The organism is Amycolatopsis kentuckyensis (assembly GCF_041679295.1).
In the GTDB taxonomy this organism is placed as follows: Bacteria; Actinomycetota; Actinomycetes; order Mycobacteriales; family Pseudonocardiaceae; genus Amycolatopsis; species Amycolatopsis kentuckyensis_A.
In genome coordinates this window covers 202514-224233 of record NZ_JBGDMD010000013.1, presented here as the reverse complement: position 1 = coordinate 224233, position 21720 = coordinate 202514, and the positions used below count along the sequence as shown (strand labels likewise).

General features: G+C 71.0%; 24 protein-coding genes. 7 read left to right on the top strand and 17 right to left on the bottom strand.

Annotated features, from left to right (window positions below; translation table 11 throughout):
* Position 1: 1 nt before the first annotated feature.
* Both pstA and pstB read left to right on the top strand, forming a co-directional pair.
* On the top strand, positions 2-916 hold the full coding sequence (pstA, locus tag ACERZO_RS43025; RefSeq protein WP_372671738.1) for a phosphate ABC transporter permease PstA: 915 nt from the start codon (positions 2-4) through the stop codon (positions 914-916).
* A 10-nt stretch (positions 917-926) separates the two neighbouring features.
* A complete protein-coding gene (pstB, locus tag ACERZO_RS43020; protein ID WP_020642202.1) occupies positions 927-1703 on the top strand; it encodes a phosphate ABC transporter ATP-binding protein PstB in 777 nt (258 codons plus the stop codon).
* A 78-nt stretch (positions 1704-1781) separates the two neighbouring features.
* Here the strand turns inward: pstB and ACERZO_RS43015 are convergent, their stop codons facing one another.
* The 14 genes from ACERZO_RS43015 to ACERZO_RS42950 form a co-directional block, all read right to left on the bottom strand.
* Positions 1782-2336, bottom strand: coding sequence for a dihydrofolate reductase family protein (locus tag ACERZO_RS43015; RefSeq protein WP_372671737.1), 555 nt, complete (start codon positions 2334-2336; stop codon positions 1782-1784).
* Positions 2337-2454: 118 nt separating this feature from the next.
* The gene (gene phoU, locus ACERZO_RS43010) at positions 2455-3120 is read right to left on the bottom strand and encodes a phosphate signaling complex protein PhoU (protein ID WP_370969441.1); all 666 of its coding nucleotides are present in this window, start codon (positions 3118-3120) and stop codon (positions 2455-2457) included.
* A gap of 83 nt (positions 3121-3203) precedes the next feature.
* Complete coding sequence (locus ACERZO_RS43005) at positions 3204-4589, bottom strand: LCP family protein (protein ID WP_372671736.1); 1386 nt, start codon at positions 4587-4589, stop codon at positions 3204-3206.
* A 1526-nt stretch (positions 4590-6115) separates the two neighbouring features.
* The gene (locus ACERZO_RS43000) at positions 6116-6793 is read right to left on the bottom strand and encodes a GGDEF domain-containing protein (RefSeq protein WP_372671769.1); all 678 of its coding nucleotides are present in this window, start codon (positions 6791-6793) and stop codon (positions 6116-6118) included.
* Positions 6794-6913: 120 nt separating this feature from the next.
* Positions 6914-7477 (bottom strand): isopentenyl-diphosphate Delta-isomerase, encoded by a 564-nt coding sequence (idi, locus tag ACERZO_RS42995; RefSeq protein ID WP_372671735.1) that lies wholly within the window; start codon positions 7475-7477, stop codon positions 6914-6916.
* An 87-nt stretch (positions 7478-7564) separates the two neighbouring features.
* Positions 7565-8398 carry an alpha/beta fold hydrolase gene (locus ACERZO_RS42990; RefSeq protein ID WP_372671734.1) on the bottom strand — a complete coding sequence of 278 codons (834 nt, stop codon included), beginning with the start codon at positions 8396-8398 and terminating at the stop codon, positions 7565-7567.
* 37 nt (positions 8399-8435) lie between these two features.
* Positions 8436-8963, bottom strand: coding sequence for a cysteine hydrolase family protein (locus ACERZO_RS42985; protein ID WP_372671733.1), 528 nt, complete (start codon positions 8961-8963; stop codon positions 8436-8438).
* Complete coding sequence (locus tag ACERZO_RS42980) at positions 8960-10393, bottom strand: purine-cytosine permease family protein (protein WP_372671732.1); 1434 nt, start codon at positions 10391-10393, stop codon at positions 8960-8962. The genes ACERZO_RS42985 and ACERZO_RS42980 overlap by 4 nt, the downstream gene beginning before the upstream one ends.
* The gene (locus ACERZO_RS42975; protein ID WP_372671731.1) at positions 10390-11265 is read right to left on the bottom strand and encodes a PfkB family carbohydrate kinase; all 876 of its coding nucleotides are present in this window, start codon (positions 11263-11265) and stop codon (positions 10390-10392) included. Before ACERZO_RS42975 ends, ACERZO_RS42980 begins: the two co-directional genes overlap by 4 nt.
* Positions 11262-12257 carry an ADP-ribosylglycohydrolase family protein gene (locus ACERZO_RS42970; RefSeq protein ID WP_372671730.1) on the bottom strand — a complete coding sequence of 332 codons (996 nt, stop codon included), beginning with the start codon at positions 12255-12257 and terminating at the stop codon, positions 11262-11264. The genes ACERZO_RS42975 and ACERZO_RS42970 overlap by 4 nt, the downstream gene beginning before the upstream one ends.
* Positions 12254-12946 (bottom strand): GntR family transcriptional regulator, encoded by a 693-nt coding sequence (locus ACERZO_RS42965; protein ID WP_372671729.1) that lies wholly within the window; start codon positions 12944-12946, stop codon positions 12254-12256. Before ACERZO_RS42965 ends, ACERZO_RS42970 begins: the two co-directional genes overlap by 4 nt.
* 33 nt (positions 12947-12979) lie before the next feature.
* Complete coding sequence (locus tag ACERZO_RS42960) at positions 12980-13618, bottom strand: VC0807 family protein (protein WP_372671728.1); 639 nt, start codon at positions 13616-13618, stop codon at positions 12980-12982.
* Positions 13619-13701: 83 nt separating this feature from the next.
* Positions 13702-14841, bottom strand: coding sequence for a tRNA dihydrouridine synthase DusB (dusB, locus tag ACERZO_RS42955; protein ID WP_372671727.1), 1140 nt, complete (start codon positions 14839-14841; stop codon positions 13702-13704).
* A 37-nt stretch (positions 14842-14878) separates the two neighbouring features.
* Positions 14879-15259, bottom strand: coding sequence for a hypothetical protein (locus ACERZO_RS42950; RefSeq protein ID WP_372671726.1), 381 nt, complete (start codon positions 15257-15259; stop codon positions 14879-14881).
* Positions 15260-15347: 88 nt separating this feature from the next.
* Between ACERZO_RS42950 and ACERZO_RS42945 the strand changes: the two genes are divergently transcribed.
* From ACERZO_RS42945 to ACERZO_RS42935, 3 genes are all read left to right on the top strand, one after another.
* Positions 15348-16310 carry a Gfo/Idh/MocA family protein gene (locus ACERZO_RS42945; RefSeq protein ID WP_372671725.1) on the top strand — a complete coding sequence of 321 codons (963 nt, stop codon included), beginning with the start codon at positions 15348-15350 and terminating at the stop codon, positions 16308-16310.
* A 45-nt stretch (positions 16311-16355) separates the two neighbouring features.
* Complete coding sequence (locus ACERZO_RS42940) at positions 16356-18176, top strand: DUF2339 domain-containing protein (protein ID WP_372671724.1); 1821 nt, start codon at positions 16356-16358, stop codon at positions 18174-18176.
* A gap of 62 nt (positions 18177-18238) precedes the next feature.
* A complete protein-coding gene (locus ACERZO_RS42935; RefSeq protein WP_372671723.1) occupies positions 18239-18631 on the top strand; it encodes a TIGR03667 family PPOX class F420-dependent oxidoreductase in 393 nt (130 codons plus the stop codon).
* Positions 18632-18653: 22 nt separating this feature from the next.
* Here the strand turns inward: ACERZO_RS42935 and ACERZO_RS42930 are convergent, their stop codons facing one another.
* Together ACERZO_RS42930 and ACERZO_RS42925 are read right to left on the bottom strand one after the other, a co-directional pair.
* Positions 18654-19241, bottom strand: coding sequence for a GNAT family N-acetyltransferase (locus tag ACERZO_RS42930; protein ID WP_372671722.1), 588 nt, complete (start codon positions 19239-19241; stop codon positions 18654-18656).
* Complete coding sequence (locus ACERZO_RS42925) at positions 19238-19765, bottom strand: DinB family protein (RefSeq protein WP_372671721.1); 528 nt, start codon at positions 19763-19765, stop codon at positions 19238-19240. The genes ACERZO_RS42930 and ACERZO_RS42925 overlap by 4 nt, the downstream gene beginning before the upstream one ends.
* Before the next feature lie 56 nt (positions 19766-19821).
* On the opposite strand from ACERZO_RS42925, the gene ACERZO_RS42920 reads away from it, so the two are divergent.
* Together ACERZO_RS42920 and ACERZO_RS42915 are read left to right on the top strand one after the other, a co-directional pair.
* A complete protein-coding gene (locus ACERZO_RS42920; RefSeq protein ID WP_372671720.1) occupies positions 19822-20787 on the top strand; it encodes a helix-turn-helix transcriptional regulator in 966 nt (321 codons plus the stop codon).
* A 61-nt stretch (positions 20788-20848) separates the two neighbouring features.
* The gene (locus ACERZO_RS42915) at positions 20849-21337 is read left to right on the top strand and encodes a DUF6328 family protein (protein ID WP_372671719.1); all 489 of its coding nucleotides are present in this window, start codon (positions 20849-20851) and stop codon (positions 21335-21337) included.
* Here the strand turns inward: ACERZO_RS42915 and ACERZO_RS42910 are convergent.
* A complete protein-coding gene (locus ACERZO_RS42910; RefSeq protein ID WP_372671718.1) occupies positions 21313-21696 on the bottom strand; it encodes a VOC family protein in 384 nt (127 codons plus the stop codon). The genes ACERZO_RS42915 and ACERZO_RS42910 overlap by 25 nt on opposite strands.
* Positions 21697-21720 lie beyond the last annotated feature (24 nt).

Here is a 21720-nt window from a genome sequence, read left to right as displayed (position 1 = left end):
CATGACCACCACGCTCGAAGCCCCTGCCACGACCCCCGCGTTCCAGCAGGTCAGCCTGGCCCGCAAGGTCAAGAACGGCATCGCGACGACGCTCGTCTGGCTGTCGTTCCTCATCGCCGTCGTCCCGCTCGTGTGGGTGCTCTACACGGTGGTCGCGAACGGCATCAAGCGCATCCCGTACAGCAACTGGTGGTCGCAGGACCTGGGCAACTACCTGTCCGACGAGGTCGGCGGCGGCGTGCTGCACGCGATCATCGGCAGCCTGCTGCAGGGCCTCGTCTGCGCGGTCATCGCGGTGCCGATCGGCATGCTCGTCGCGATCTACCTCGTCGAGTACGGCCGGGGCAAGCTCGCGAAGGCCACGACGTTCATGGTCGACATCCTCTCCGGTGTCCCCTCGATCGTCGCCGCGCTGTTCATCTACGCGCTCTGGATCACCACGTTCGGCCTGCCGCGCAGCGGTTTCGCGGTGTCACTGGCCCTGGTGCTGCTGATGATCCCGGTGGTCGTCCGCTCGTCGGAAGAGATGCTGCGGATCGTCCCGGACGACCTGCGCGAGGCTTCCTACGCGCTGGGCGTGCCCAAGTGGAAGACGATCATGAAGATCGTGTTGCCGACGGCGATGTCCGGCATCATCGGCGGCATCATGATGGCGCTGGCCCGCGTGATGGGCGAGACCGCGCCGCTGCTGGTCCTGGTCGGCTACTCCGCCTACACGAACTGGGACATCTTCAGCGGCGAACAGGCGGCGCTCCCGCTGTTGATGAACAACGAGCGCGTCACCAACTCGATGGATCCCGGCTCGGTCGGCTTCGACCGGATCTGGGGTGCGGCCCTGACCCTGGTGCTCATCATCGCGCTGATCAACCTCCTCGCCACCGTGTTCGCGCGCCTCGTCGCCCCGAAGAAGAAGTGAGCTGTTCCTGATGGCCAAACGACTCGATGTCAAGGACGTCGACATCTACTACGGCAAGTTCCACGCCGTGGACGGTGTCACCCTTTCCGTGCCGCCGCGCAACGTCACCGCGTTCATCGGCCCGTCCGGCTGCGGCAAGTCGACGGTGCTGCGCACGCTCAACCGCATGCACGAGGTCATCCCCGGCGCCCGCGTCGAGGGCGACGTCCTGCTGGACGGCGAGAACATCTACGCGTCGTCGGTCGACCCGGTGCAGGTCCGCCGCACGATCGGCATGGTGTTCCAGCGCCCCAACCCGTTCCCGACGATGTCCATCAAGGACAACGTCGTCGCGGGCCTGAAGCTGGGCGGCACCAAGGGCAAGAAGACCCTCGACGACATCGCCGAGCGGGCCCTGCGCGGCGCGAACCTGTGGAACGAGGTCAAGGACCGCCTCAACAAGCCGGGCGGCGGGCTTTCGGGTGGCCAGCAGCAGCGTCTGTGCATCGCGCGGGCGATCGCGGTCCAGCCGGACGTCCTGCTGATGGACGAGCCGTGCTCGGCCCTGGACCCGATTTCGACGCTCGCGATCGAGGATCTGATCGGCGAGCTGAAGAAGGACTACACGATCGTCATCGTGACGCACAACATGCAGCAGGCGGCGCGGGTTTCCGACCAGACGGCGTTCTTCAACCTGGCGGGCGTGGGGCAGCCGGGCCGGCTGGTGGAGCTCAACGACACGGAGAAGATCTTCTCCAACCCGGACGAAAAGGCCACGGAAGACTACATTTCCGGCCGCTTCGGCTGAGTCGTCGTTGGGGGGCAAGGCCTTTCTCGCCGGTGCTCGGGGCCGGCGAGAAAGGCCTTTTCTTTTGTCCTTTGTGGATCACGCCGGAACGTGGCGCAGCGTCAGGAATCCCGATTCCCACGCGGTGCTTTCCACCAGCATCAATTCCCGCCGATCGGTGAACATCGGCTGCCCCGCGCCGATCGCCGTCGGGTAGAGCTTGGTCCAGTATTCGTCCACCAGTCCCTCGCGGACGAACTGCTGCACGATCGACACCCCGCCGAAGAGGACCATGTCCTTGCCGGGCAACGCCTTCAGCTCGGCGACCGTTCCGGCGAGGTCAGCTGCCAGGCGGTGCGGCGCGGCCACCTCGGTCAGCGACCGCGAGAACACCACCTGCGGCGTCGAAATCATCCACGTGGCGAAGTCCACCAGCTCGGCCGGGCTCGCCGGGTCCGTTGCCTGCGCGCGGAAGTTCTGCTCGATGCCGTGGTGGAAGGTGCGTCCGGTCAGGATCGTGTCGACGCGGGACCGCAGCTCGTCCGACAGGGCGATGTTCAGCTGCGGGTCGGGCGTCATCCAGTCCAGCTCGCCCGCCGGGCCGGCCAGGTGGCCGTCGAGGGTGAGGTTGACGTAGGCGATGACCTTGCGCATGTCCGGCTCCTTCGTGAGTGTGCTCCTCATCCGTTGAGAGACACCGGCCGCGCGAAACTCATCGGTCCCCACGAAAAAGGCCCCTGACCTGCGTCAGGGGCCTTTTCGAAGAGGGTGCTCAGATGTCGTCGTCGGAGCCGTAGCCCGGCATCTTGCCGGTGACCACGAAGATCATCCGCTTCGCGACCGACACCGCGTGGTCGGCGTAGCGCTCGTAGAAGCGGCCCAGCAGCGTCACGTCGACCGCCGCGGCCACGCCGTGCGGCCACTCGCGGTCCATCAGGACCGTGAACAGGTGGCGGTGGATGTCGTCCACCTGGTCGTCGTCGGACTCGAGCGTCTTCGCCGCCTCGACGTCCTTCGTCTTGATGACCTGCTCGGTCGAGCGGGCCAGCTTGACCGCGACCTCGCCCATCTCGGCGAAGTACGGCCGCACCGCCTCGGGCAGCACCGGGTCGGGGTGGCGGCGCCGCGCGGCCTTCGCCACGTGCAGCGCCAGGTCGCCCATCCGCTCCAGGCTTTCGGCGGCGTGGATCGCCGCCAGCACCGTGCGCAGATCGGTGGCCACGGGCGCCTGCAGGGCAAGCAGGGCGTACGCCTGCTCCTCGCACTGGGCGCGGGCGTCGTCGACCTTCGCGTCGTCGCTGATCACCTGTTCGGCGAGACTGAGGTCGACCTCCAGCAGTGCCCGTGTGGCGCGCTCCATGGCGTCGGCCACCTGGACCGACATCGCGGCCAGGTGGTCGGCGAGCTGTTCGAGTTCGACATGGTAAGCCTCACGCATGGCCCAACCCTACGGCCAACCGTGACCAAACACCGCATCGCCGGGTGAACCGCACGTGAACCCGGTCTAACGATCCTCGCGGATCAGCCCGTGCTGCTGCTCTTCTTGCTCGTCGTCGTCTTGGACGTGCTGGTCTTCGACTTCGACGTGCTCGTCGGCGGAGCCTGCTCGCTCTGCGGGACCGGCGCGTTCGGGTCCGGCAGCGGGGTGTTGTTGCGCAGCGCGTCGAAGAGGGCCTTCGTCTTGCTGCGGACGAGCACCTCGTTGCCGCGGCTGTTGGGCAGGCCGACCGTCGGCACGGTCAGGAACGAGATCTTCGACGGGTCCAGGCCCTTCATCGACTGCGCCAGCGTCATCATCTGCTTGACGCCGAGGTTGTCGCCGAAGGTGGCCTTCGCGAACGCCGTGATGAAGTCGCTGAGCTTGCCGGGGTCGAGCACGACGTCCGACGACATGACCTTCTTCAGCAGCGCGCCGATGAAGGCCTGCTGCCGCTTGATGCGGCCGTAGTCCGAGGTCGGGTCGCCCTTCACGTGCCGCGCGCGGACGTAGTTCAGGGCCTGGTCCCCGGAGATCGTGACGTCGCCGGTCTCCAGCAGCACCTTGCCGAGGACGGTGTCGTCGATCGGCGTCTCGTTGTGGATGGTGACGCCGTGGACCGCGTCGACCATCTCCTTGAAGCCGTTGAAGTCGATGCCGACGAAGTGGTTGATCCGCAGCCCGGTGATCTGCTGGATGACCTTCGTGACGCACGACGGCCCGCCGACGGCGTACGCGGTGTTGAGCTTCGCGATCTTCTGGGCGGGGACCTTCTCGTCGGTGTTCTTGCTCTGCGCGGGATCCCAGCGCTGGCACTCGGGCCGGTCGATCTCGAGGTCCCGCGGGAACGACGTGACGACGACCCGCTTCCGGTCGGCCGGGATGTGCGCGACCATCACGGTGTCGCTCCGGGCGCCGGGAGTGCTGTCGGCGGTCCCGACGCCTTCCTCGGCGGACGCGCCGTCGCGGGTGTCGGAGCCGACCATCAGGAAGTTCTCGTCGTTGGCCTGGGCGTCGGCGTCCTGGATGTCGGACGAGTTCTCGTCGAGCGCGGAGACCTGCGTGAACTTGGCGTCGAAGTAGGTCTGCGCGCCCCAGGCACCCCCGATCCCGAGGAAGACGAGCCCGGCGACGACGGCCGCGGCGATCCGGCCGAACCGCACCGAGCGTTCGATCTTCCGGGCTTTCTTTTCCTGCAGCCGGGTCCGCTCGGCATCCTCTTCAGAGGCCGGCGCGGGCGCGACGACGCGCTGCAGGGCGGTGCGCGTGCTCTCGATGAGCGAAGTGGGCGAGAGGCGTTCGCGGCGTTCGCGGCGCTTGGCTTCCTCGGCTTCCATCTCGTCGTGAGCGGCGGAGAAGCGGGCGAGGGTGTGGTCGATCTTGCGGCGGTACTGGGTGGCCTCGTCGATCGCTTCCATTTCATCGGTCATGGTGAGCGGATCAAGCTCGGCCCGAGCCGGCACGGCCCCGGGACGCCGCTTGGGCGGTTCGGCGACCGGAGGGCGCTTTTGCGTAGGAGCATCGACGGCTTCGGCACCGTTTTGAGCGGGTGCGACGGCGCCCTCGGCGGCGCGGCGCGGGCCGGGGCTGTCGGGCGTGGTGCGCCGGGGCGCTTCGAGGCTCGGGCGGCGCGAGGCAGGTCCTTCGGCCGCGGTCCGGCGGGCCGGCCGCGGCGGAGCGGCTGCCTCGGCGGCTGAGCCCTCGGAGGCGGCGCGCCGGGCGGCGGGTGCTTCGGCACGGCGAGCCGCGGGCCCACCGGCGGCCGGCCGCTGCGGTGCGGCCGCTTCGGGGGCGCTTTCGGTGCGCCAGGAGGCGGCGGGGCCATCGGCTGCGCCACGCCGAGTGGCGCCAGGTCGCTGCGCTGCCTCGGGAGTGCCTTCGGCGGCCCGGCGGGCGGCTGGGCGTGGTGCCGAGTCGGGAGCGCTTTCAGCGGCGCGGCGGGCCGGGCCCGCTGCGCGCGGTGCTGCTGCCTCGGAGGAAATGTCGGGCCCCGGGCGTCCCTCAGCGGCACGGCGTCCCGGGCGGGCCGCGGCGGCTTCGGGCGAGCTGTCCGGAGCTGGGCGGCCCTCGGCGGTGCGGCGAGTGGGGCGCGATGCGGCCACCTCGTCGAGAGCCGGGCGTCCCTCGGCGGCGCGTCGGGCCGGGCGTGCCTCAGCAGCTCCCTCGGGAGCCGGGTGTCCCTCGGCGGTGCGGCGAGTGGGCCGCGGTGCGGCTGCCTCAGCAGCTCCCTCGGGAGCCGGGCGTCCCTCACCCGCGGCACGGTGACCACCGGTCGCGGCCGGGCGCTGCGGGGCAGCTCCCTCGCCCTCCGGGGCCGGCCGCCTCAAGCGTCGCGGGGGCTGGGGGGCCGCCGCCGTCTGCTGGGGGCCTGGGTTGGCTGCCGGGGGCCTGCGCTGGAGCGGGGCCTCGGGGGCCGGGGCCGCCGCCGTGGTGCGGCGCGGCTGGCGTGGCCTCGGCGCGCGCGGTTGACGAGTCGCGTCCGTGGGTACTGGGTCCTCGCCGGGGTCCGACGGCCGCCGCGGCGGGACGGGCGGCTCGGCCGCGCGGGCACGGCGTCCCGGCTGCTCGGGCCGGTCCTCGCGCGCCGGGAGCGGGCGAACGCCGGTGGACTTGGCGACGACGTCCGAGACGCTGATCCCGCCCTGGTCCTCCATCGACCGGCGTCTGCCGGTGCGGGGCCGCGCGGGACCGTCCGAACGGCGACCGGTTCCCGGGCTGTCGTGCTCGTCCGGCACTCGGTCTCCTTTCGCGCGATCGAAGGCGGGGTCGTGACTTGGCCGTCTTCCCCCGCGAGAGGTGATCGTTCCCCCGGAGGTTTTCGTTATCGTACGGATACCCCCCGTTCGTGACGACACCCTCCCGGAATTTTCTTCACCTTGAGTCGACGAACGGCCGCTGGCCGTCGACAAACGGGTGACCGATGCCCGCAGCTTTCCGGTGTAATGCGCGGTTTACGTTACTCAGAGTGGGTTATTAACCGCGTGCTTTGCGCGTCCTGATAGGCGACTTTGTTCCGTCCGGCCCGTTTCGCGGCGTAAAGCAGGTCATCGGCGTCGCGCAGCTGGCGCTCGGGCGGCGCCGGGACGTCCGCTCCCTCGTGGGCGAGGCCGGCGCTGATCGTCACGCGCAGTCCCGGCTGCAGTTCTGACCAGGGGTGACGGGCGACGCGCACGCGGGCGGCGTCGACGATCCGGAGCGCGTGCCCGGAGTCGACGCCGGGCAGCCACAGCACGAACTCCTCGCCGCCGTAGCGGGCGCAGAAGCCGTCCGGCGGCAGCTCCTCCTGGAGGAGGTCGGCCACCCGGCGGAGGACGCGGTCGCCGACGAGGTGACCGTACGTGTCGTTCACGCGCTTGAAGCGGTCCAGATCGACGAGCGCGATGCCGAGCGGACCGGGTTGCCGATCGGCGAACGGTCGGTACAAGCGCTCGTCGAGGTAGCGGCGGTTGTAGCTCGACGTCAGCGCGTCGCGCAGGCTGCCGTCGCGCGCGATGTCCAGCGCGGAGCGAAGGTGCTGGTAGGCGCGCCGCCAGTCGCCTTGGGTGGCGAAGAGTGTCGCGACGGCCTCGTGCAGGCGGAGCAGGTCCGGCGCCTGCGGGCTTCGGCGCAGCACGGCTTCGTCCCCGGCGACCATGCCCACCTCCACCACGCATTGGTTGTCGTCGTAGCGGAGGCCGCGCTTGAGGCGCGCGTGCGGACGAAGGTGAATTTCGCTCAAACGGGAGTACCTCGGTGACGCTCCGAAGTCATGTCGTCAGAGGCCGGAGAACGGCTCGATGCCCTTGAGCTGGCGGAACTGGTCCTTGGCCCAGTAACTCACATTAGCTGTTTCGTCGTTCAGTAGCTCTTGGTAGTCGGTCCACGGAACCCAGCGCCACTCGCCGACCTCGGCCGGGTTGGGCTGGGGCTCGTCGTCGGCCCAGGCAGCGAAGACCGGGCAGAACTCGTTCTCGACGATCCCCTGGAACGGCGGCGTGCGGTAGCGGTACTTCGGCAGCACGCAGTGCAGGCCGGACAGCGACGGCAGCCCGAGCTCGTAGCCGGCGCGCCGGCGGACGGCGTCCTCGAGCGACTCACCCGGCGCCGGGTGGCCGCAGACGCTGTTGGTCCAGACCCCTGGCCAGACCTTCTTGTGCGGCGCACGCTGGGTGATCAACAGCGCGTTGTCGCCGCGCCGCAGGACGTAGCACGAGAAGGCCAGGTGCAACCGGGTGTGCTCGTGGTGGCTGGCCAGCTTCGGGCCGGTTTCGCCGGTGGGCACGCCGTCTTCGGTGACGAAGACGACCTGCTCGGTCTCGGGTTCGGTCGCGATGTCCACAGGCCCCAGTGAACACGACGGATGGGCGGCCCCCGTACCGCGATGCGGGTGGGTTACCGGCGGTCCGCCCGGCCGGGTGACGGCCCGTTACCGCGCGTCGAGATGCTCGACGATGAGCGTGGTGACGGCCTCCGGCGCCTCTTCCGGCGCCCAGTGCGTCACGTCTTCGAGCATCTCGAACCGGTAGGGCCCGGTGACCCAGTTCGCGGTGTCGAGCGCGGCGGTCGAACCGAACGAGACGTCCTCGGTGCTCCAGACGTAGAGCGTCGGCACGGAGATCTTGCCGATCTTCCCGCCGGGGCGGCCGGCGCGGTACCAGTTGAGGGCCGCGGTGAGCGCGCCCGGCTCGGACAGCCGCTGCACGTAGTCGTCGACCTTCGACGGCGGCAGCCGCCGCTCGAACATCTCCCGCAGCGCGCGGCCGTCGTTCTCCAGCATCCGCCGCTCGGTGACGCGGGTCTGGCGCCACTCGGTCATGTACCGCGTCCGCAGGTGCTGGTCCTCGTCGGTCTTCATGGCATTGGCGAGCGCGGCGGGGTGCGGCGTGGAGACGACGGTGAGGCTGCGCAGCCGTTCGGGGTGCGCATCGGCGGTCCACCAGGCGACGGCCCCACCCCAGTCGTGCCCGACGAGGTCGAACTGCTTCCAGCCGAGCTGTTCGGTGATCGTGACGACGTCCCCGACGAGGTGATCGATGGAGTAGTCGGAGGCGGCTTCCGGGCGCACATCGGGCGAGTAGCCCCGCTGGTCGGGTGCGACGGCCCGGTAGCCGAGAACACCGAGGGTGGCGACTTGGTGCTCCCACTCGACGGCGGCTTCGGGGAAGCCGTGCAGCAGCAACACGGGCCGGCCGTCTTCGGGGCCGGCCGCGATGGCGTCGAAGGAACCGGCCTCGGTGGGGATGCTGATGTGGTCGATCACGAGGCCGAATCTACTTCGCGCGGTTGAACGGCCGGTGTCAGCCCAGCTCCTCCTCCGTCGTGGCCACCTTCACCAACGGTCCGTACAGCTTCATGATGTCCAGGGCCTTCGCGTGGCTCTCGTCGTCCACGCCGGCGCACGCGTCCGATACCACCGTTACCGATACCCCTGCGTCGGCTGCCGCCAGCGCCGTTGACAGCACGCAGCAGTCCGTTGACACGCCTGCCAGCACCAAGCGTGCGCCGCCTACTCGGGTGGCCATGCGGGCCGTCCACTTGCCGAATGTTGTCGCGTCTACTGTGGACTGTGGCTGGAACTCGGGGATCACTTGGTAGAGCGGGTCGTCCGGTGGCCGCAGCGCGAACGGCCACTGCTCGTAGTACTGCTTCCACGCCCCTTCCGGGCGCGCCGGGGCGATGAACCTCGTGAACACGACGTCGTCGCCGAAGGCCGTTACCAGGCGGTGGATCTGCGGGAGTATCTCGGCGAAGCGCGGGGTGAACCATTCGCTCGCCGGGGTGGCGAAGACGTTCTGCAGGTCGATGACCGCCAAGACCGATTTCACGCCGCCTCCTGTGCGCGGATGCGTTGGCGCGTCGACAACGTCACCACGAAACCGAGTGCCAATGCCAGCAGTACGCCGAGGTTCGCGTACGCCCATGAGCCGTCGCGGCCGCCAAGGCCGAGCGGCTCCAACAGGTAGCCCTGCCATTTCAGCCAGTCCGCCGACGTGTTCGTCACCAGGCCCCAGCCCAGCGCCGTCGCCACCAGGACCAGTGCGATCGGGCCGACGCGGACGTCGCCGTAGCGGCCGGCCGGGTCGAACAAGTCGCGCTCCGCGTAGTCGCGCCGGCGGAGGAGGACGTCCGCGAGCATCACGCCGCACCACGCCGCCACCGGGACGCCCAGCGTCACCAGGAAACCCTGGAACTGGCCGAGGAACTCGCCGCCGAAGAAGACGATGTAGATCGTGCCCGCCACCATGAGCACGCCGTCGACGAACGCCGCCACCGGGCGCGGTACGCGCAGCCCCGCCGAGAGCAGCGCCAAGCCCGAGGAATAGATGTCCAGCACCGCGCCGCCGACCAGGCCGAGCACCGCCACGATCGCGAACGGCACCAGGAACCACAGCGGCAGCAACGTCGTCAGCGCGCCGATCGGGTCGGCCGCGATGGCCTTGTTCAGGTCCGGCGACGAACCGGCCAGCAGCAGCCCGAACACCAGCAGCACCAGCGGCGCCACCGACGCGCCGAACGTCGTCCAGCCGACCACGCCCCGACTCGACGACGAGCGCGGCAGGTAGCGCGAGTAGTCCGCGGCCGCGTTGACCCAGCCGAGGCCGAACCCGGTCATCAGGAACACCAGCGCGCCGACCCACTGCTGCGCCGAACCCGACGGCAGCGCGCTCACCGCGTCCCAGTGCACGTCACCCGCCACGAGGACCACGTAGACCACCGTGAGCACACCGGTGATCCAGGTGATCCACGTCTGCAGCTTCATGATCGCGTCGAAGCCCAGCACACCGGCCGCGACCGTCAGCGCGGCGACCACGACCAGCGCGATCACCTTCGTCGCCGTCCCGCCGCCCCAGCCGAGGCGCTCGAAGACCGTCGACGTCGCCAGCGTCGCCAACGCCGTCAGCACGGTTTCCCAGCCGACCGTCAGCAGCCACGAGATCGCCGACGGCAGCCGGTTGCCGCGCACGCCGAACGCCGCCCGCGAGAGCAGCATCGTCGGCGCCGAACCGCGCTTGCCGGCGATCGCGATGAACCCGCACAGCAGGAACGAGAACAGGATGCCGACGACGCCGGCGACCAGCGCCTGCCAGAACGAGATGCCGAAGCCGAGCGTGAACGAGCCGTAGCTCAGCCCGAGCACCGACACGTTCGCGCCGAACCACGGCCAGAACAGCTGCCGCGGGCGCCCGCGGCGCTCGGCGTCGTCGATGACGTCGAGGCCGTTGGTCTCCACCTCGAGCCTGCGGGTACCGCTCATGTCGTGGCCTCCACCAGCTTGTCGATCTCCGCCCGGCGCGGTGCCGTCGCCGGGCCGCGGCGGGTCACCGAAAGCGCGGCCGCCGCGTTGGCGCGCACGGCGGCGTCGAGGAGGGTACTGCCGCGCAGCAGTTCCGCGGCCAGTACGCCGCAGTGCGTGTCGCCGGCGCCGTTGGTGTCCACCGCGTCGACAAGGAAGCCCGGCACGTCGGTGACGCGGCCGTGGTCGTGGACGCGGCAGCCCTTCGCGCCGTCGCGGACGATGGCCACTTCCGGCAGCTCGCCGAGCACGTCGGCTTCGCGCGCGTTGCAGCTCAATATGTCTACAAAGGACAGTAAGTCGTGAAGGTCTCCGGGGGTGAGGTCACCGGCCAACGGGCCGGGATCGAAAAGGGTTCTCGAGCCAGAGGTGTGGGGAAGCCACTCGGCGAGAGCCCTGCGATTGCTCTTATGCAACCAACTGTAGCCGGATACGTACACGACGTCGTCACTCTTTGGGAGGACGCTGGCGAGCGCCGCGGGCGTCAGCCGCCCTTCGGCGCCGGTGCCGGTCGCAAAGGTGCGTTCACCGCTCGCGTCGACCAGCGCGACGACGACGCCGGTGTCCAGCTCGGGCGTCGGTTCGTGGGCCAGTTCGATGCCTTCGGCCGCCAGGGCGGCACGCACGAGATCGCCGAACGCACCAGTGCCGTGGCTGCCCGCGTAAAGCACGCGAGCACCGGAGCGCGCGGCCGCGGCCATCACGTTGAAACCGCCGCCGGGCAACAGATTCGTCGAGGACGCCAGCACGTCGCCACCGGGCGGGGGCAGGGCCGGCACCGCCATGACGAGGTCGAGGACGACCTGCCCGGTGTGCACCAGCCGCCCGGTCATCGGCGGCGCAGCTTGAGGAGCTCGTCGACCAGCGGGCCGAATTCGAGGCGGTTGACGGCCAAAACAGTCTCGACGACGTCGGGGCGGAAGGCGCCGACGCCGTGCGCGGCGCCGAGCATCGCCCCGCAGATCGCGGCGACCGTGTCGGTGTCGCCGCCGAGCCCGGCGGCCAGCCGCAACGCCGCCGGCGGGTCGTCGCCCATGGCCTCGGCCAGCGCGAACGCGGCCACGACGGACTCCTGCGACGCGACCGACGTGCCGATGACCCGGGCGACCGCGTCGGCGACGGCGTTCGGCGCCATGCCCCGCACCCAGCCGCGCGCCCAGCGGATCCGGGCGGCGATCTCGCCGCCGGGCGCCCAATGGCCGCGTTCCCCGCCGACCACGGCGGCGCGCTCACCCGCGTCGAGCGCTTCGGGCAGGCTCGCACCGTCGACGCCGGCGGACACGGCGGCCGCGACCGCGGCGGCGGACGCGATGCCGAGGCTCGTGTTGTGCGTGACGCGCGCGCTCGCGACGACGGCGTCGACCAGCCGGTGCAGGTCCTCGGACGGCGTGGCGATGCCGACCGGCGTGACGCGCATGGCGGCGCCGTTGGTCGTGCCGGTGCGGCCGGCCTCGTCGGCCGGAACGCCGTCCTGTAGCCGGGAAAGCGCGCGTTTCGTCGACGGGCCGAGCAGGTCCGCGGAGCCGCGGCGGACCATGTCCGCCTCCCAGATGAGCAGGGCGTCGGCGAACACGTGCGGCTCGACGGTGCCGCGGCCGTCGATGAGCAGCCGGGCCAGCAGGACGGCCTGTTCGGTGTCGTCGGTGACCGACCCGGCGGGCATCGACGGCGCGACCGGCTGCTCGGCGACGGCGGTCAGCAGGCCGGTGACCGGCCCGTAGGTCGCGGCGATCGCGGCGCGGGACATGGATTGCGTCGGCATGCCGAGCGCGTCGCCGACGGCGAGGCCGGTGAACGCGCCGACCGCCCGGTCCCGCGCGCTCACCGGTGTCCGAAGGTGAGGTGGAACTGGAACCGGTCGGGGTCCAGCAGGCTGACGACGCGTTCGACGAGCCGGCCTTCGACGTCGACCGAGGTGCGCTCGGCGCGGAGGAAGAGCTCGCCGATGCTGCGGCCGAGGAGCTCGGCGGCGCAGGCGTCGAGGCGTTCGGTGCTGATCCACTGGTCGCCGCCGACGGAGATCCGTCCGGCGGCTTCGAGGGTCTTGGTGAGGGAGCCGTCGCGGAGACCGGTCTCGGGGAGGTCGGCGAGCAGGCCGACGGCGGGGACGGTGGCGGTTTCGAGCGAGACGCCCCGCTCGTGCTCCCGTCGCAGCCGCCGCACGGCGACGTAGGCCGTCTCGCCGAACTCCTCTTCGAGGGCCTGGTCTTCGACGGCCTCGATGCCGAGGAGCTCGGTGGTGACGGGCGCGCCGGCGTCGGCGAGGGCGCGGGCCCAGCCGATCCGCTGGTCGAGCTGGACGCCGTCGAAGGTGACGAACGAGCCGACGCCGGCCTGGGTGGAGATGAGCTCGAGCTGCTGGAGCTCGGAGAGGGCGCTGCGGACCGTGCCGCGGCTCACCTGGTACTGCAGGGCGAGCTGGTTCTCGCCGGGGAGCCGTTCGCCGTGGGCGAGGCGGCCCGAGCGGATCAGGTCGGAGAGGTCACCGACGAGCTGCTGCCGCTTGCTGTACATGTACACACCTGTACACCCTGACGTTGTCGCAGGTCAAGCGGCGACCAGCTGCTTCGCGTCGGCCTCGATCATCTTGCCGGCCTGTTCGGCCGTCTTCCCGCCGATGACCATGATCACGGCGAAGGCGCCCACGAAGATGACGGTGCTCAGCCACACCATGGTTTCGATCGGCAACGTGAAGGCCCCGACGATGCGAGCGGCGGACTCGAGCACGAAGCCGACGCCCCAGATGACACTGGTGTGGCGCATGATCTTTTCGAATCGCGGGGTGCCGGCGAGGCGTTCCCAGGCGGCTTCGTTTTCGGCCTTGCCGCGGGTGAGGAACGGTTGGATCGTCTTGGTCATGATCGGCGCCGCGGTGAACGCGGAGGCGAGGATGACGAGCCCGGTGATGCCGCTGCCGAGCGAGTCCTTGGCGATCATCATGCGGGCGTCGCCGGAGACGAAGGTGAGCAGCATGCCGACGACGTTCGTGACGAGGACGACCAGCGCGAGGCCGTTGAGGGTGCGGTGCTCGGCGAACTGCTGGAGCGTCCGCGCGAGCGGGACGACGCCGCTGAGGGCGAGGCTCAGGAAGACGCTGACGCCGAGCGCGTGGAGCCCGTAGTAGACGCCGATCGGGACGGCGATGTCGATGGCGAGGGACTTGAGCGGCGATCCGGTGTTCGTCATGGGAAAAGCTTGTCGCGGCGGGGAGTCCGGGACGGATGCCGTCCGCCACGACTTCGGCCTGACAGATGTCAGGGGTTCGGGCGTCAGCCGCCGGAGTGCATGTCTTCCGCCTCGGGGACGCAGTCGTCGTCCGGGTCGTCGAGCCAGCCGTGCGGCAGCGTGACCTTGCCCGGCGAGCCCTGACGTCCGCGCGGGCCGGTGGCGGCTTCGGGGAAGGGGGCGTCGTGGTCGAGCTGGGCGATCAGGTCGTCCAGCTGGTCCATCGACGACACCATCGCGAAGCCGCGGCGCAGTTCGGAGCCGACGGGGAAGCCCATCAGGTACCACGCCATGTGCTTGCGGATGTCGCGCATGGCCTTGTCATGGCCGTCGTGCTCGATGAGGAGTTCGGTGTGGCGGCGCAGCACGCGGGCGACTTCGCCGAGGTTCGGCGGGGTCGGCAGCGGGCGGCCGGCGAAGGCCGCTTCCAGCTCGCCGAACAGCCATGGCCGGCCAAGGCAGCCGCGGCCGACGACGACGCCGTCGCAGCCCGTCTCGGCGACCATGCGGAGGGCGTCGTCGGAGCTGAAGATGTCGCCGTTGCCCAGCACCGGGATGCTCGTGACGGCTTCCTTCAGCTCCGCGATCTTCGTCCAGTCGGCTTGGCCGGAGTAGCGCTGCGCGGCGGTGCGCGCGTGGAGGCTGACGGCGGCCGCGCCCTCGGCTTCGGCGATGCGGCCGGCGTCGAGGAACGTGCGGTGGTCGTCGTCGATGCCGATGCGGAACTTGACCGTGAACGGGACGTCGCCGGCTGCGCGAGCGGACTCCCGGACGATCGCCTCGAACAGCTTCCGCTTGTACGGCAGCGCCGCCCCGCCGCCCTTGCGCGTCACCTTCGCGACCGGGCAGCCGAAGTTGGAGTCGACGTGGTCGGCGAGCCCCTCGCCGACGATGATCCGGACCGCTTCGGCCATGGTCTTCGGGTCGACGCCGTAGAGCTGCATGGACCGGGGCTTTTCGTTCGCCCCGAAGGTCATCATGTGCATGGTCCCGGGGTGCCGTTCGACGACGGCCCGAGCGGTGATCATTTCGCACACGTAGATGCCCGCGCCGTACTCGGCGCACAGCTGGCGGAAGGCGACGTTGGTGATGCCGGCCATCGGGGCGAGCACGACGGGAGGATCGACCTGGTAGGGGCCGATCTTCAGGGCGGGCTTGCTCAGGGTGGCGGTCACGTCCTCCATTGTCGCCTGTGGTGTCGATCACGTCGACCAGGGGCGGTCAAGCGACGAGGTCGTCCCAGCGGACCAGGACCGCCGTCGCCAGGACCCCGGCCACGATGATCTTGATCAGGACCGCTCCCGTGCTCAGCCCGGTCAGCGCCGTGAAGTCCAGCAGCACGCTCGCCACGAACGCCGCCGCGAGCACCTTCGCGCCCCAGCGGCGCTTGAAGCCGAGCGCGACCACCGCGACCAGCTGGATCGCCGTCGCGAACGCCGACAGCACCAACCACGGCGAGCGGTCGGAGTCGCTCGCCAGGACGCGGATCTCGGCGACCAGGAGCACCAGCGTGCCCAGGCCGAAGACGACCAGCATCACCGGCAGGAAGATCCGGCCGGCACCGACGGGGGTGGCGCGTTCAGGCACACGGCGACGGGGCACGGCGAGCCTCCGCTCGAGTCGGGAACCTCCACCGTGCCCGACCGCGGGGCGGGCACCCACCGTGCTTTTGCCGACATAGGGTTCCGGCATGACCGACAAGCCCCTGCGCTGGGGAATCATGGGGACCGGCGGCATCGCCGGGGCCTTCGCGGAAGACCTGAAGCTGACGGACTCCGGGGTCGTCGCGGCCGTCGGGTCGCGGACGGCCGAGAGCGCCGAGCGGTTCGCGGACGCGCGCGGTGTTCCGACCCGCCACAGCAGCTACGAAGCCCTCGCCGACGACCCTGACGTCGACGTCGTCTACGTCGCCACGCCGCACCCCCTGCACCACGGCAACGCGCGGCTCGCCCTCGAAGCCGGCAAGCCCGTGCTGGTCGAAAAGCCGTTCACCATGAACGCCGAAGAGGCGCGGGACCTCGTCGCGCTGGCGAAGGACCGGAACCTCTTCCTCATGGAAGCCATGTGGACGCGCTTCCTGCCGCACATCCGGCACATCCGCGAACTGCTGCCGAGCCTCGGCGACGTCGTCACCGTCGCCGCCGACCACGGGCAGTGGTTCGCCGAAGACCCCGCCTTCCGGCTCTTCGCGCCCGAACTCGGCGGTGGCGCCCTGCTCGACCTGGGGATCTACCCCGTCTCCTTCGCTTCGATGGTCCTCGGCACCCCCGACCGCGTCGCCGCCATGGCGACCCCCGCCTTCACCGGTGTCGACGCGCAGATGTCGATGCTGTTCGGCTACCCGAGCGGGGCGCAGGCCGTGCTGAACTGCACGTTGAGCGCCGTTTCGCCGACCACTGCCGTCATCGTCGGCACCGACGCGCGTATCGAGGTCGACGGGCCGTTCTACGCTCCCGCGTCCTTCACGCTCGTCCCGCGCGAAGGCGAGCGAGTCCGCCATGAGTACGTCGACGAGGGCCGTGGCCTGCGGCACCAGGCCGACGAGGTTGCGCGGCGGCTGGCGGCCGGTGAGATCGAGAGCCCGCTCATGCCGCTCGCCGAAACCGTTTCCATCATGACGACCATGGACCAGGTACTCAACGCGGTTGAGTAGTGCTACGGATCCGCTGGTGGGCCGTTGTGAGTGACTCTGTCCGGTATGACCACCGAAGCAGATGTGCTCCTCCGGCTCGCCGGCGAGATCGACGACTTGGGGCGTCGTCTTGCCGTGGTGGGCTCCGAACTCCGTTCCGTCCGCGCTGAGCAGCCGAAACCTGCCGAACCGCAGGCTGCGCAGCCGCAGCCGCAGCCGCAGCCGCAGCCGCAGCCGCAGCCGCAACCACAACCACAACCCTGGCCGCAGCCGCCGCAGATGCCGTCCTGGCCGCAGAACCCCTGGCAGCCGCCCCGGCAGCAGTACGTCCCGCCGCCGTCGCCCTACCTGCCGCCCCCGCCGCGCCCGACGCTCGGCGAAAAGCTCGGCAAGGAAGGGGCCGGCAGCCGCGTCCTGGCCTGGGTCGGCGGTGCCGTCACGCTGCTCGGCGTCGTGCTGCTGCTCGTGCTGGCCGTCCAGCGGGGCTGGCTCGGGCCGCTGCCGCGCGTGCTCGTCGGGGCCGCCTTCGGGCTCGCGCTGACCGGGGCCGGCGTCTGGCTGCACCGCAAGCCCGCCGGCCGCACCGGGGCGTTCGCCCTCGCCTGGACCGGCATCGCGACGCTCTACCTCGACGCCGTCGCCGCGACGTCGCTGTACGACTTCCTGCCGGTGCTCGCCGGGCTCGCCGCGGGTCTCGCGATCGCCGCCGGCGGCCTGCTCGTGGCCGTGCGGTGGGAGTCGCCGCTGCTGGCCTCCGTCGTCGTCCTCGGGTGCGCGGTCTGCGCGCCGATGATCACCCGCGGCTTCACCGCCGAACTCGTCGCCTTCCTGCTGATGGTCCAGCTCGCGACGGTGCCGGCGCAGCTGCGCCGCGACTGGTCGTCCCTGACGCTCGCCGCCGGCGTGCCGCCGCTGTTCGCCTCCCTCGTCAGCACGGCGGTGGTGCACAGCAGCTGGCCCAACACCGCCGCGGCGCTCGCCGCGGGACTCGTCGGCGTCACGCTCGCGCTCATCGTCCTGCGCCGCCGCCAGAACGACCCCGCCGCGCTTTCCCTGCTGGCGACGGCGATCCTGCCGACGCTCGTCGCGGCCGTGCTGCTGCCCAAGGCGCAGGCGGTGCCCGTCGCCGCGGGTGCCGGGGTCGTCCTGCTGGCCGTGTGGGCGGCGCGCCGCTGGTGGCCGGGTCTCGCCGGGCAGCTGGCCGGCCTCGCCGGGCTGCTGGCGATCCTGCAGGCGACCGTCACGCAGTTCGACGGCCCGGCCCGCGCCGCCGTGCTGCTCGGCGAGGCGCTCCTGCTCGTCGTGGCCGCGCTGGGCGGGCGCAACAAGGTCGCGCTGGGCGCCGCGCTCGGCTTCGCGACGATCGGCGGCGTGATCGGCGTCTTCTTCGACGTCACCCCGGTTTTGCTGACGGTGTACCGGGTCCGGCCCGTCGGTGACGTCGCCGGCGCGCTCGCGGTCGCCGCGCTGCTCCTCGCGGTTTCGGTCGCGCTGCCGTGGGCGGCGCTGCGCCTCGAGGTCTTCCGCGGGCCGGCCGACGACCTGCCGATCTGGCTGGTCGCCGGGGTTTCCGCGCTGTACGGCGCCGCCGGGGTCGTGCTGTGCGCGTCGCTGCTGGCCGTCCCCGGCCGCACCGGCTTCCTGCTCGGCCACGCGCTGATCACCGTGTCCTGGACGATCGCGGCGCTCGTGCTGCTCCTGCGCGGGATCGACGTCGTCGCGCTGCGCGTGATCGGGCTGGTCCTGGTCGGCGCCGCCGTGCTCAAGCTGGTGCTGTTCGACCTGGCGACGCTGGACGGCCTCGCGCGCGTCGGCGCGTTCCTCGGCGCGGGTCTGGTGCTGCTCGCGGCCGGGACGCGGTACGCGCGGCGGGTCGCCTCGCGCTGACGCGGAAGAATTGTCGTACCCCTGTGGTTACCTGGATCACAGCCCGACGACCAGGGGGAGCGATGACCCAACCGAACCTCGCCGACCGGTCCGCGGAACGGATCGGCTGGCTGACCACCGTCACGCCGAAGGGGCGGCCCGCACCACGACCGGTGTGGTTCGTCCTCGACGGCGACGACATCGTGGTGTTCAGCAAGCCGGACACCGCGAAGCTGCGGCACATCGAAGCCAACCCCGAGGTGAGCTTTCACCTCAACGGCAACGAAAGCGGCGGCGCGATCCTCGTCGTGAACGGCAAGGCGCACGTCGAAGAAGGCAAGGCGTCGGACGCGCCCGGCTACCTCGAGAAGTACGGCCCGGCGTACGCCGCCATCGGGTTCGAGACGCCCGATGCCTTCGACGCCGAGTACTCCGTCCGCATCCGTGTGGTGCCCGACCGCTCCTGGGGGTGGTGAGTATCAGTCCACTGTAGACAACTCAATACGCATGACCACGCGTCGCGGTGTGGGGTGGCTGACTTCGGTGAACCCGGCGTCGGCGAACACCTGACGGGCGCCGACGTGTAGCTCGCCCCACGTGATCTCCTTGCCCGGCTGGGTGATCATCGGGTACGCCTCGAGCGCGCGCACCGCGTTCGCGGGCGAAGCCGATCGTCGCCTCGGCCAGCGGGTAGGTGAGGCCGCGGCCGCGGTAACCCTTGCGGACGGCGAAGCACGTCACGGCCCAGACGCCGTCGTCGTCCTTGTCCTCGGCACGGCCGGACCACGGGACGCGCGAGCCGCGCAGCTTGGGGTAGGCGGTCCGCGGCTCGACGGCGACCCAGCCGGCGGGTTCGCCGTCGACGTACGCGACGAGCCCGCTCGTGGCGGCGTCCCGGTCACCGCACCGCGTCTGGCTCCGCAGCATGGCGGTTCGCTGCTCCTGCGTGGAGTCGCGCCAGATCCAGCCGGCGACCTTGAACCGCTGGCACTGGCAGCGGCCGGGGTAGTCGGCGGTGCCGAAGATCGCGACGAGGTCGTCCCAGGACGCCTCGTTGGCGGGGACGACCTCGACGTCGGCCGTCATGCCGGCGCGTCCTCGCCGACGAGACCGTCGACGGCTTCGCGCAGCAGGTCGGCGTGGCCGGTGTGGCGCGCGTACTCCTCGATCATGTCCGCGATGATCCGCCGCAGGTTGGGGGTCCGCCCGTCAGGCCAGGTGAAGCGGCCCGGCAGGCCGCCGTCGCCCTCGGCCCGCGCGGCGGCGACCATCGCGCGTGACCGGGCGACCGCGGCGTCCCAGAGGGCGTAGAGCTCGGCCGGGCTGTCCTTGGCCGCCGTCCGCCACTCCGAGCCCGGCTCGGCGGTGTCCCACGGCGGCCCGAGCGGCTCACCGCGCAGCTTGACGGCGAACCAGTCGGCCTCGACGAAGGCGAGGTGCTTGAGGAGGCCGCCGAGCGTCATCGTGCTCGCCGCCGTGGTCGCGCGCAGCTGGTCCGCGTCCAGGCCGCCGCACTTCCACGCGAAGGTGCGCCGGATCCGGTCGAGTGTGCTGAGGAGCGTCGCGATCTCGTCGCCGTCCACCACGACGGTCGCGTAGGAGTCGGTCATGGCCGCGCAGCCTAGGATCGGTTCCGGACGATCCACTTCCGGAATCGGGAATTCCCATGGCGGACGACACGAGCCCGACAGCGCGGGCGCTGCGCACGCTGGAGCTGCTGCAGGCCGGTCCGGGCATCACCGCCGACCGACTGGCCGGCAAGCTCGGCGTGTCCGAACGCGCCGCGCGGCGGTACATCGGCATCCTGCGCGAGGCCGGCATCCCGGTCGTCGCCACCCGCGGGCCGTACGGCGGCTACCGGGTCGGGCGCGGCCTGCGGCTGCCGCCGTTGACCTTCAGCCCCGCCGAGGCGCTCGGCCTGGTCATGGCCGTGCTCGACGGCCACCACGATGCCCGGGACGCCGCCACCCTGGTCGGCGGCGCGCTCGGGAAGATCGTGCAGGCCCTGCCGGAGCCGGTCGCGGCGCAGGCCGAGGCCGTCCGGCGGACCGCCGCGCCCGCCCCGGACGCCGCCGCCGCGCGGCCCGACCCCGACACCACGGCGACCCTAGTGCACGCCTGCGCCGACCACCGGCGGGTCCGGCTCGGCTACCGCTCCGAGGCGGGCAAGGAGTGGACCGGTGAGGTCGACCCGTGGGCGGTCGTCGTCCGCCACGGCCGGTGGTACCTGCTCTGCCGCACCCACCCGAAGGGCGCGCGGCGCGCGTACCGGATCGACCGCGTCCGCAGTGTCGAGATCGGCGACGACACCTTCGAGCCGCCCGATGACCTCGATCCGGTCGCGACAGTCGAGGAGCACCTGGCCGTCGGCTGGGAGTACGACGTCGAGGTCGTCATCGACGCGCCGCTCGACCGCGTGGGCCGGTGCCTGCCGCGCGCCGTCGGGAAGCTCGAGCGCGTCGACGACGAGACGACCCGGCTGACCGGCAGCACCAGCAATCCCGCGTGGTACGCCGAGCAGCTCGCCCGGCTCCCGGCGCCGTTCCGGGTCGTGCGGTGCCCCGAACTCCGGGACGCCGTCCGCGTCCTCGGACAACGCCTGCTCGCGGCCACCGAAAGTCTCCCTTCCTGAGCGGAAAGCAACCTTCGTTTCCCAGCGGGTGGCCGCCGGGGAGTCCACGTATCGTTTTTCCGTGGCCGAACACACCGGCGAGACCCGCAACGAGCAGCTGACGCGCAACGTCGGCGAGCTGCTGCAGGAGCTGCGCGTCGCCCAGGCGGGCGTGCAGATCCTCTTCGGTTTCCTGCTTTCGGTCGTGTTCACCGACCGCTTCCACGACGCCAGCGGGTTCGAGAAGTCGCTGCACCTGTCCGCGGTGGCGCTCGCGGTGGCCGCGACGGCGCTGCTGACCGCGCCCGCGGCGTGGCACCGCCTGCTCTTCCGCACCGGGAGCCGCGAACGGATCCTGACGGTCGGCAACCGCCTGGTCCTGGTCGGGCTGGTCTGCCTGGCCCTGGCGATCACGTCGACGGTCGCGCTGATCGCCAAGGTCGTCTACGGCGAGATCGCGATGGTCGTCATGGCGGTGCTGTGCGTGCTGATCTTCGGCGTCCTCTGGTTCGCCATGCCGTTGCGGCTGAACCCGGAGAATGGCGATCAGCCGACGGGACCGCCCAAGTAGAGCGTGTCCTCCTGGACGAAGCAGAGCGGGTTGCCGAAGGGGTCGTCGGCGTAGAAGGACCGTTCGCCCCAGAACTGCGTCTCGATCGCTTCGTCGATCCAGCGAGGACCGGCGCCGCGCACGCGCTCGAACGTCTCCTCGACGTCGTCGACCGCCAGGTAGACGATCCGCGGGTCCTTGCGCGGCCGCGGTTCGCGGTGTTCGAGCGGTGCCTCGACGCAGGCGAGCACCACGCCGCCGCAGGTGAAGTAGTGCCGGTTGACCGAGATCCGCTCGCCGGGGTCGCCGAAGACGGCGGCGTAGAAGGCGACCGCGACCTCGATGTCGTCGACGGGCTGGATCAGCCGGAAGACCCGCATGCGCGCACAGTACCGCTGTTCATC

Excerpts from the sequence above, each read along its gene's own strand:
- pstA (WP_372671738.1), top strand. The coding sequence starts at position 2 with ATGACCACCACGCTCGAAGCCCCTGCCACGACCCCCGCGTTCCAGCAG.
- pstB (WP_020642202.1), top strand. The coding sequence starts at position 927 with ATGGCCAAACGACTCGATGTCAAGGACGTCGACATCTACTACGGCAAG.
- ACERZO_RS43015 (WP_372671737.1), bottom strand. The coding sequence starts at position 2,336 with ATGCGCAAGGTCATCGCCTACGTCAACCTCACCCTCGACGGCCACCTG.
- phoU (WP_370969441.1), bottom strand. The coding sequence starts at position 3,120 with ATGCGTGAGGCTTACCATGTCGAACTCGAACAGCTCGCCGACCACCTG.
- ACERZO_RS43005 (WP_372671736.1), bottom strand. The coding sequence starts at position 4,589 with ATGACCGATGAAATGGAAGCGATCGACGAGGCCACCCAGTACCGCCGC.
- ACERZO_RS43000 (WP_372671769.1), bottom strand. The coding sequence starts at position 6,793 with ATGGTCGCCGGGGACGAAGCCGTGCTGCGCCGAAGCCCGCAGGCGCCG.
- ACERZO_RS42980 (WP_372671732.1), bottom strand. The coding sequence starts at position 10,393 with ATGAGCGGTACCCGCAGGCTCGAGGTGGAGACCAACGGCCTCGACGTC.
- ACERZO_RS42975 (WP_372671731.1), bottom strand. The coding sequence starts at position 11,265 with ATGACCGGGCGGCTGGTGCACACCGGGCAGGTCGTCCTCGACCTCGTC.
- ACERZO_RS42965 (WP_372671729.1), bottom strand. The coding sequence starts at position 12,946 with ATGTACAGCAAGCGGCAGCAGCTCGTCGGTGACCTCTCCGACCTGATC.
- ACERZO_RS42960 (WP_372671728.1), bottom strand. The coding sequence starts at position 13,618 with ATGACGAACACCGGATCGCCGCTCAAGTCCCTCGCCATCGACATCGCC.
- dusB (WP_372671727.1), bottom strand. The coding sequence starts at position 14,841 with ATGGAGGACGTGACCGCCACCCTGAGCAAGCCCGCCCTGAAGATCGGC.
- ACERZO_RS42945 (WP_372671725.1), top strand. The coding sequence starts at position 15,348 with ATGACCGACAAGCCCCTGCGCTGGGGAATCATGGGGACCGGCGGCATC.
- ACERZO_RS42940 (WP_372671724.1), top strand. The coding sequence starts at position 16,356 with ATGACCACCGAAGCAGATGTGCTCCTCCGGCTCGCCGGCGAGATCGAC.
- ACERZO_RS42935 (WP_372671723.1), top strand. The coding sequence starts at position 18,239 with ATGACCCAACCGAACCTCGCCGACCGGTCCGCGGAACGGATCGGCTGG.
- ACERZO_RS42930 (WP_372671722.1), bottom strand. The coding sequence starts at position 19,241 with ATGACGGCCGACGTCGAGGTCGTCCCCGCCAACGAGGCGTCCTGGGAC.
- ACERZO_RS42925 (WP_372671721.1), bottom strand. The coding sequence starts at position 19,765 with ATGACCGACTCCTACGCGACCGTCGTGGTGGACGGCGACGAGATCGCG.
- ACERZO_RS42920 (WP_372671720.1), top strand. The coding sequence starts at position 19,822 with ATGGCGGACGACACGAGCCCGACAGCGCGGGCGCTGCGCACGCTGGAG.
- ACERZO_RS42910 (WP_372671718.1), bottom strand. The coding sequence starts at position 21,696 with ATGCGGGTCTTCCGGCTGATCCAGCCCGTCGACGACATCGAGGTCGCG.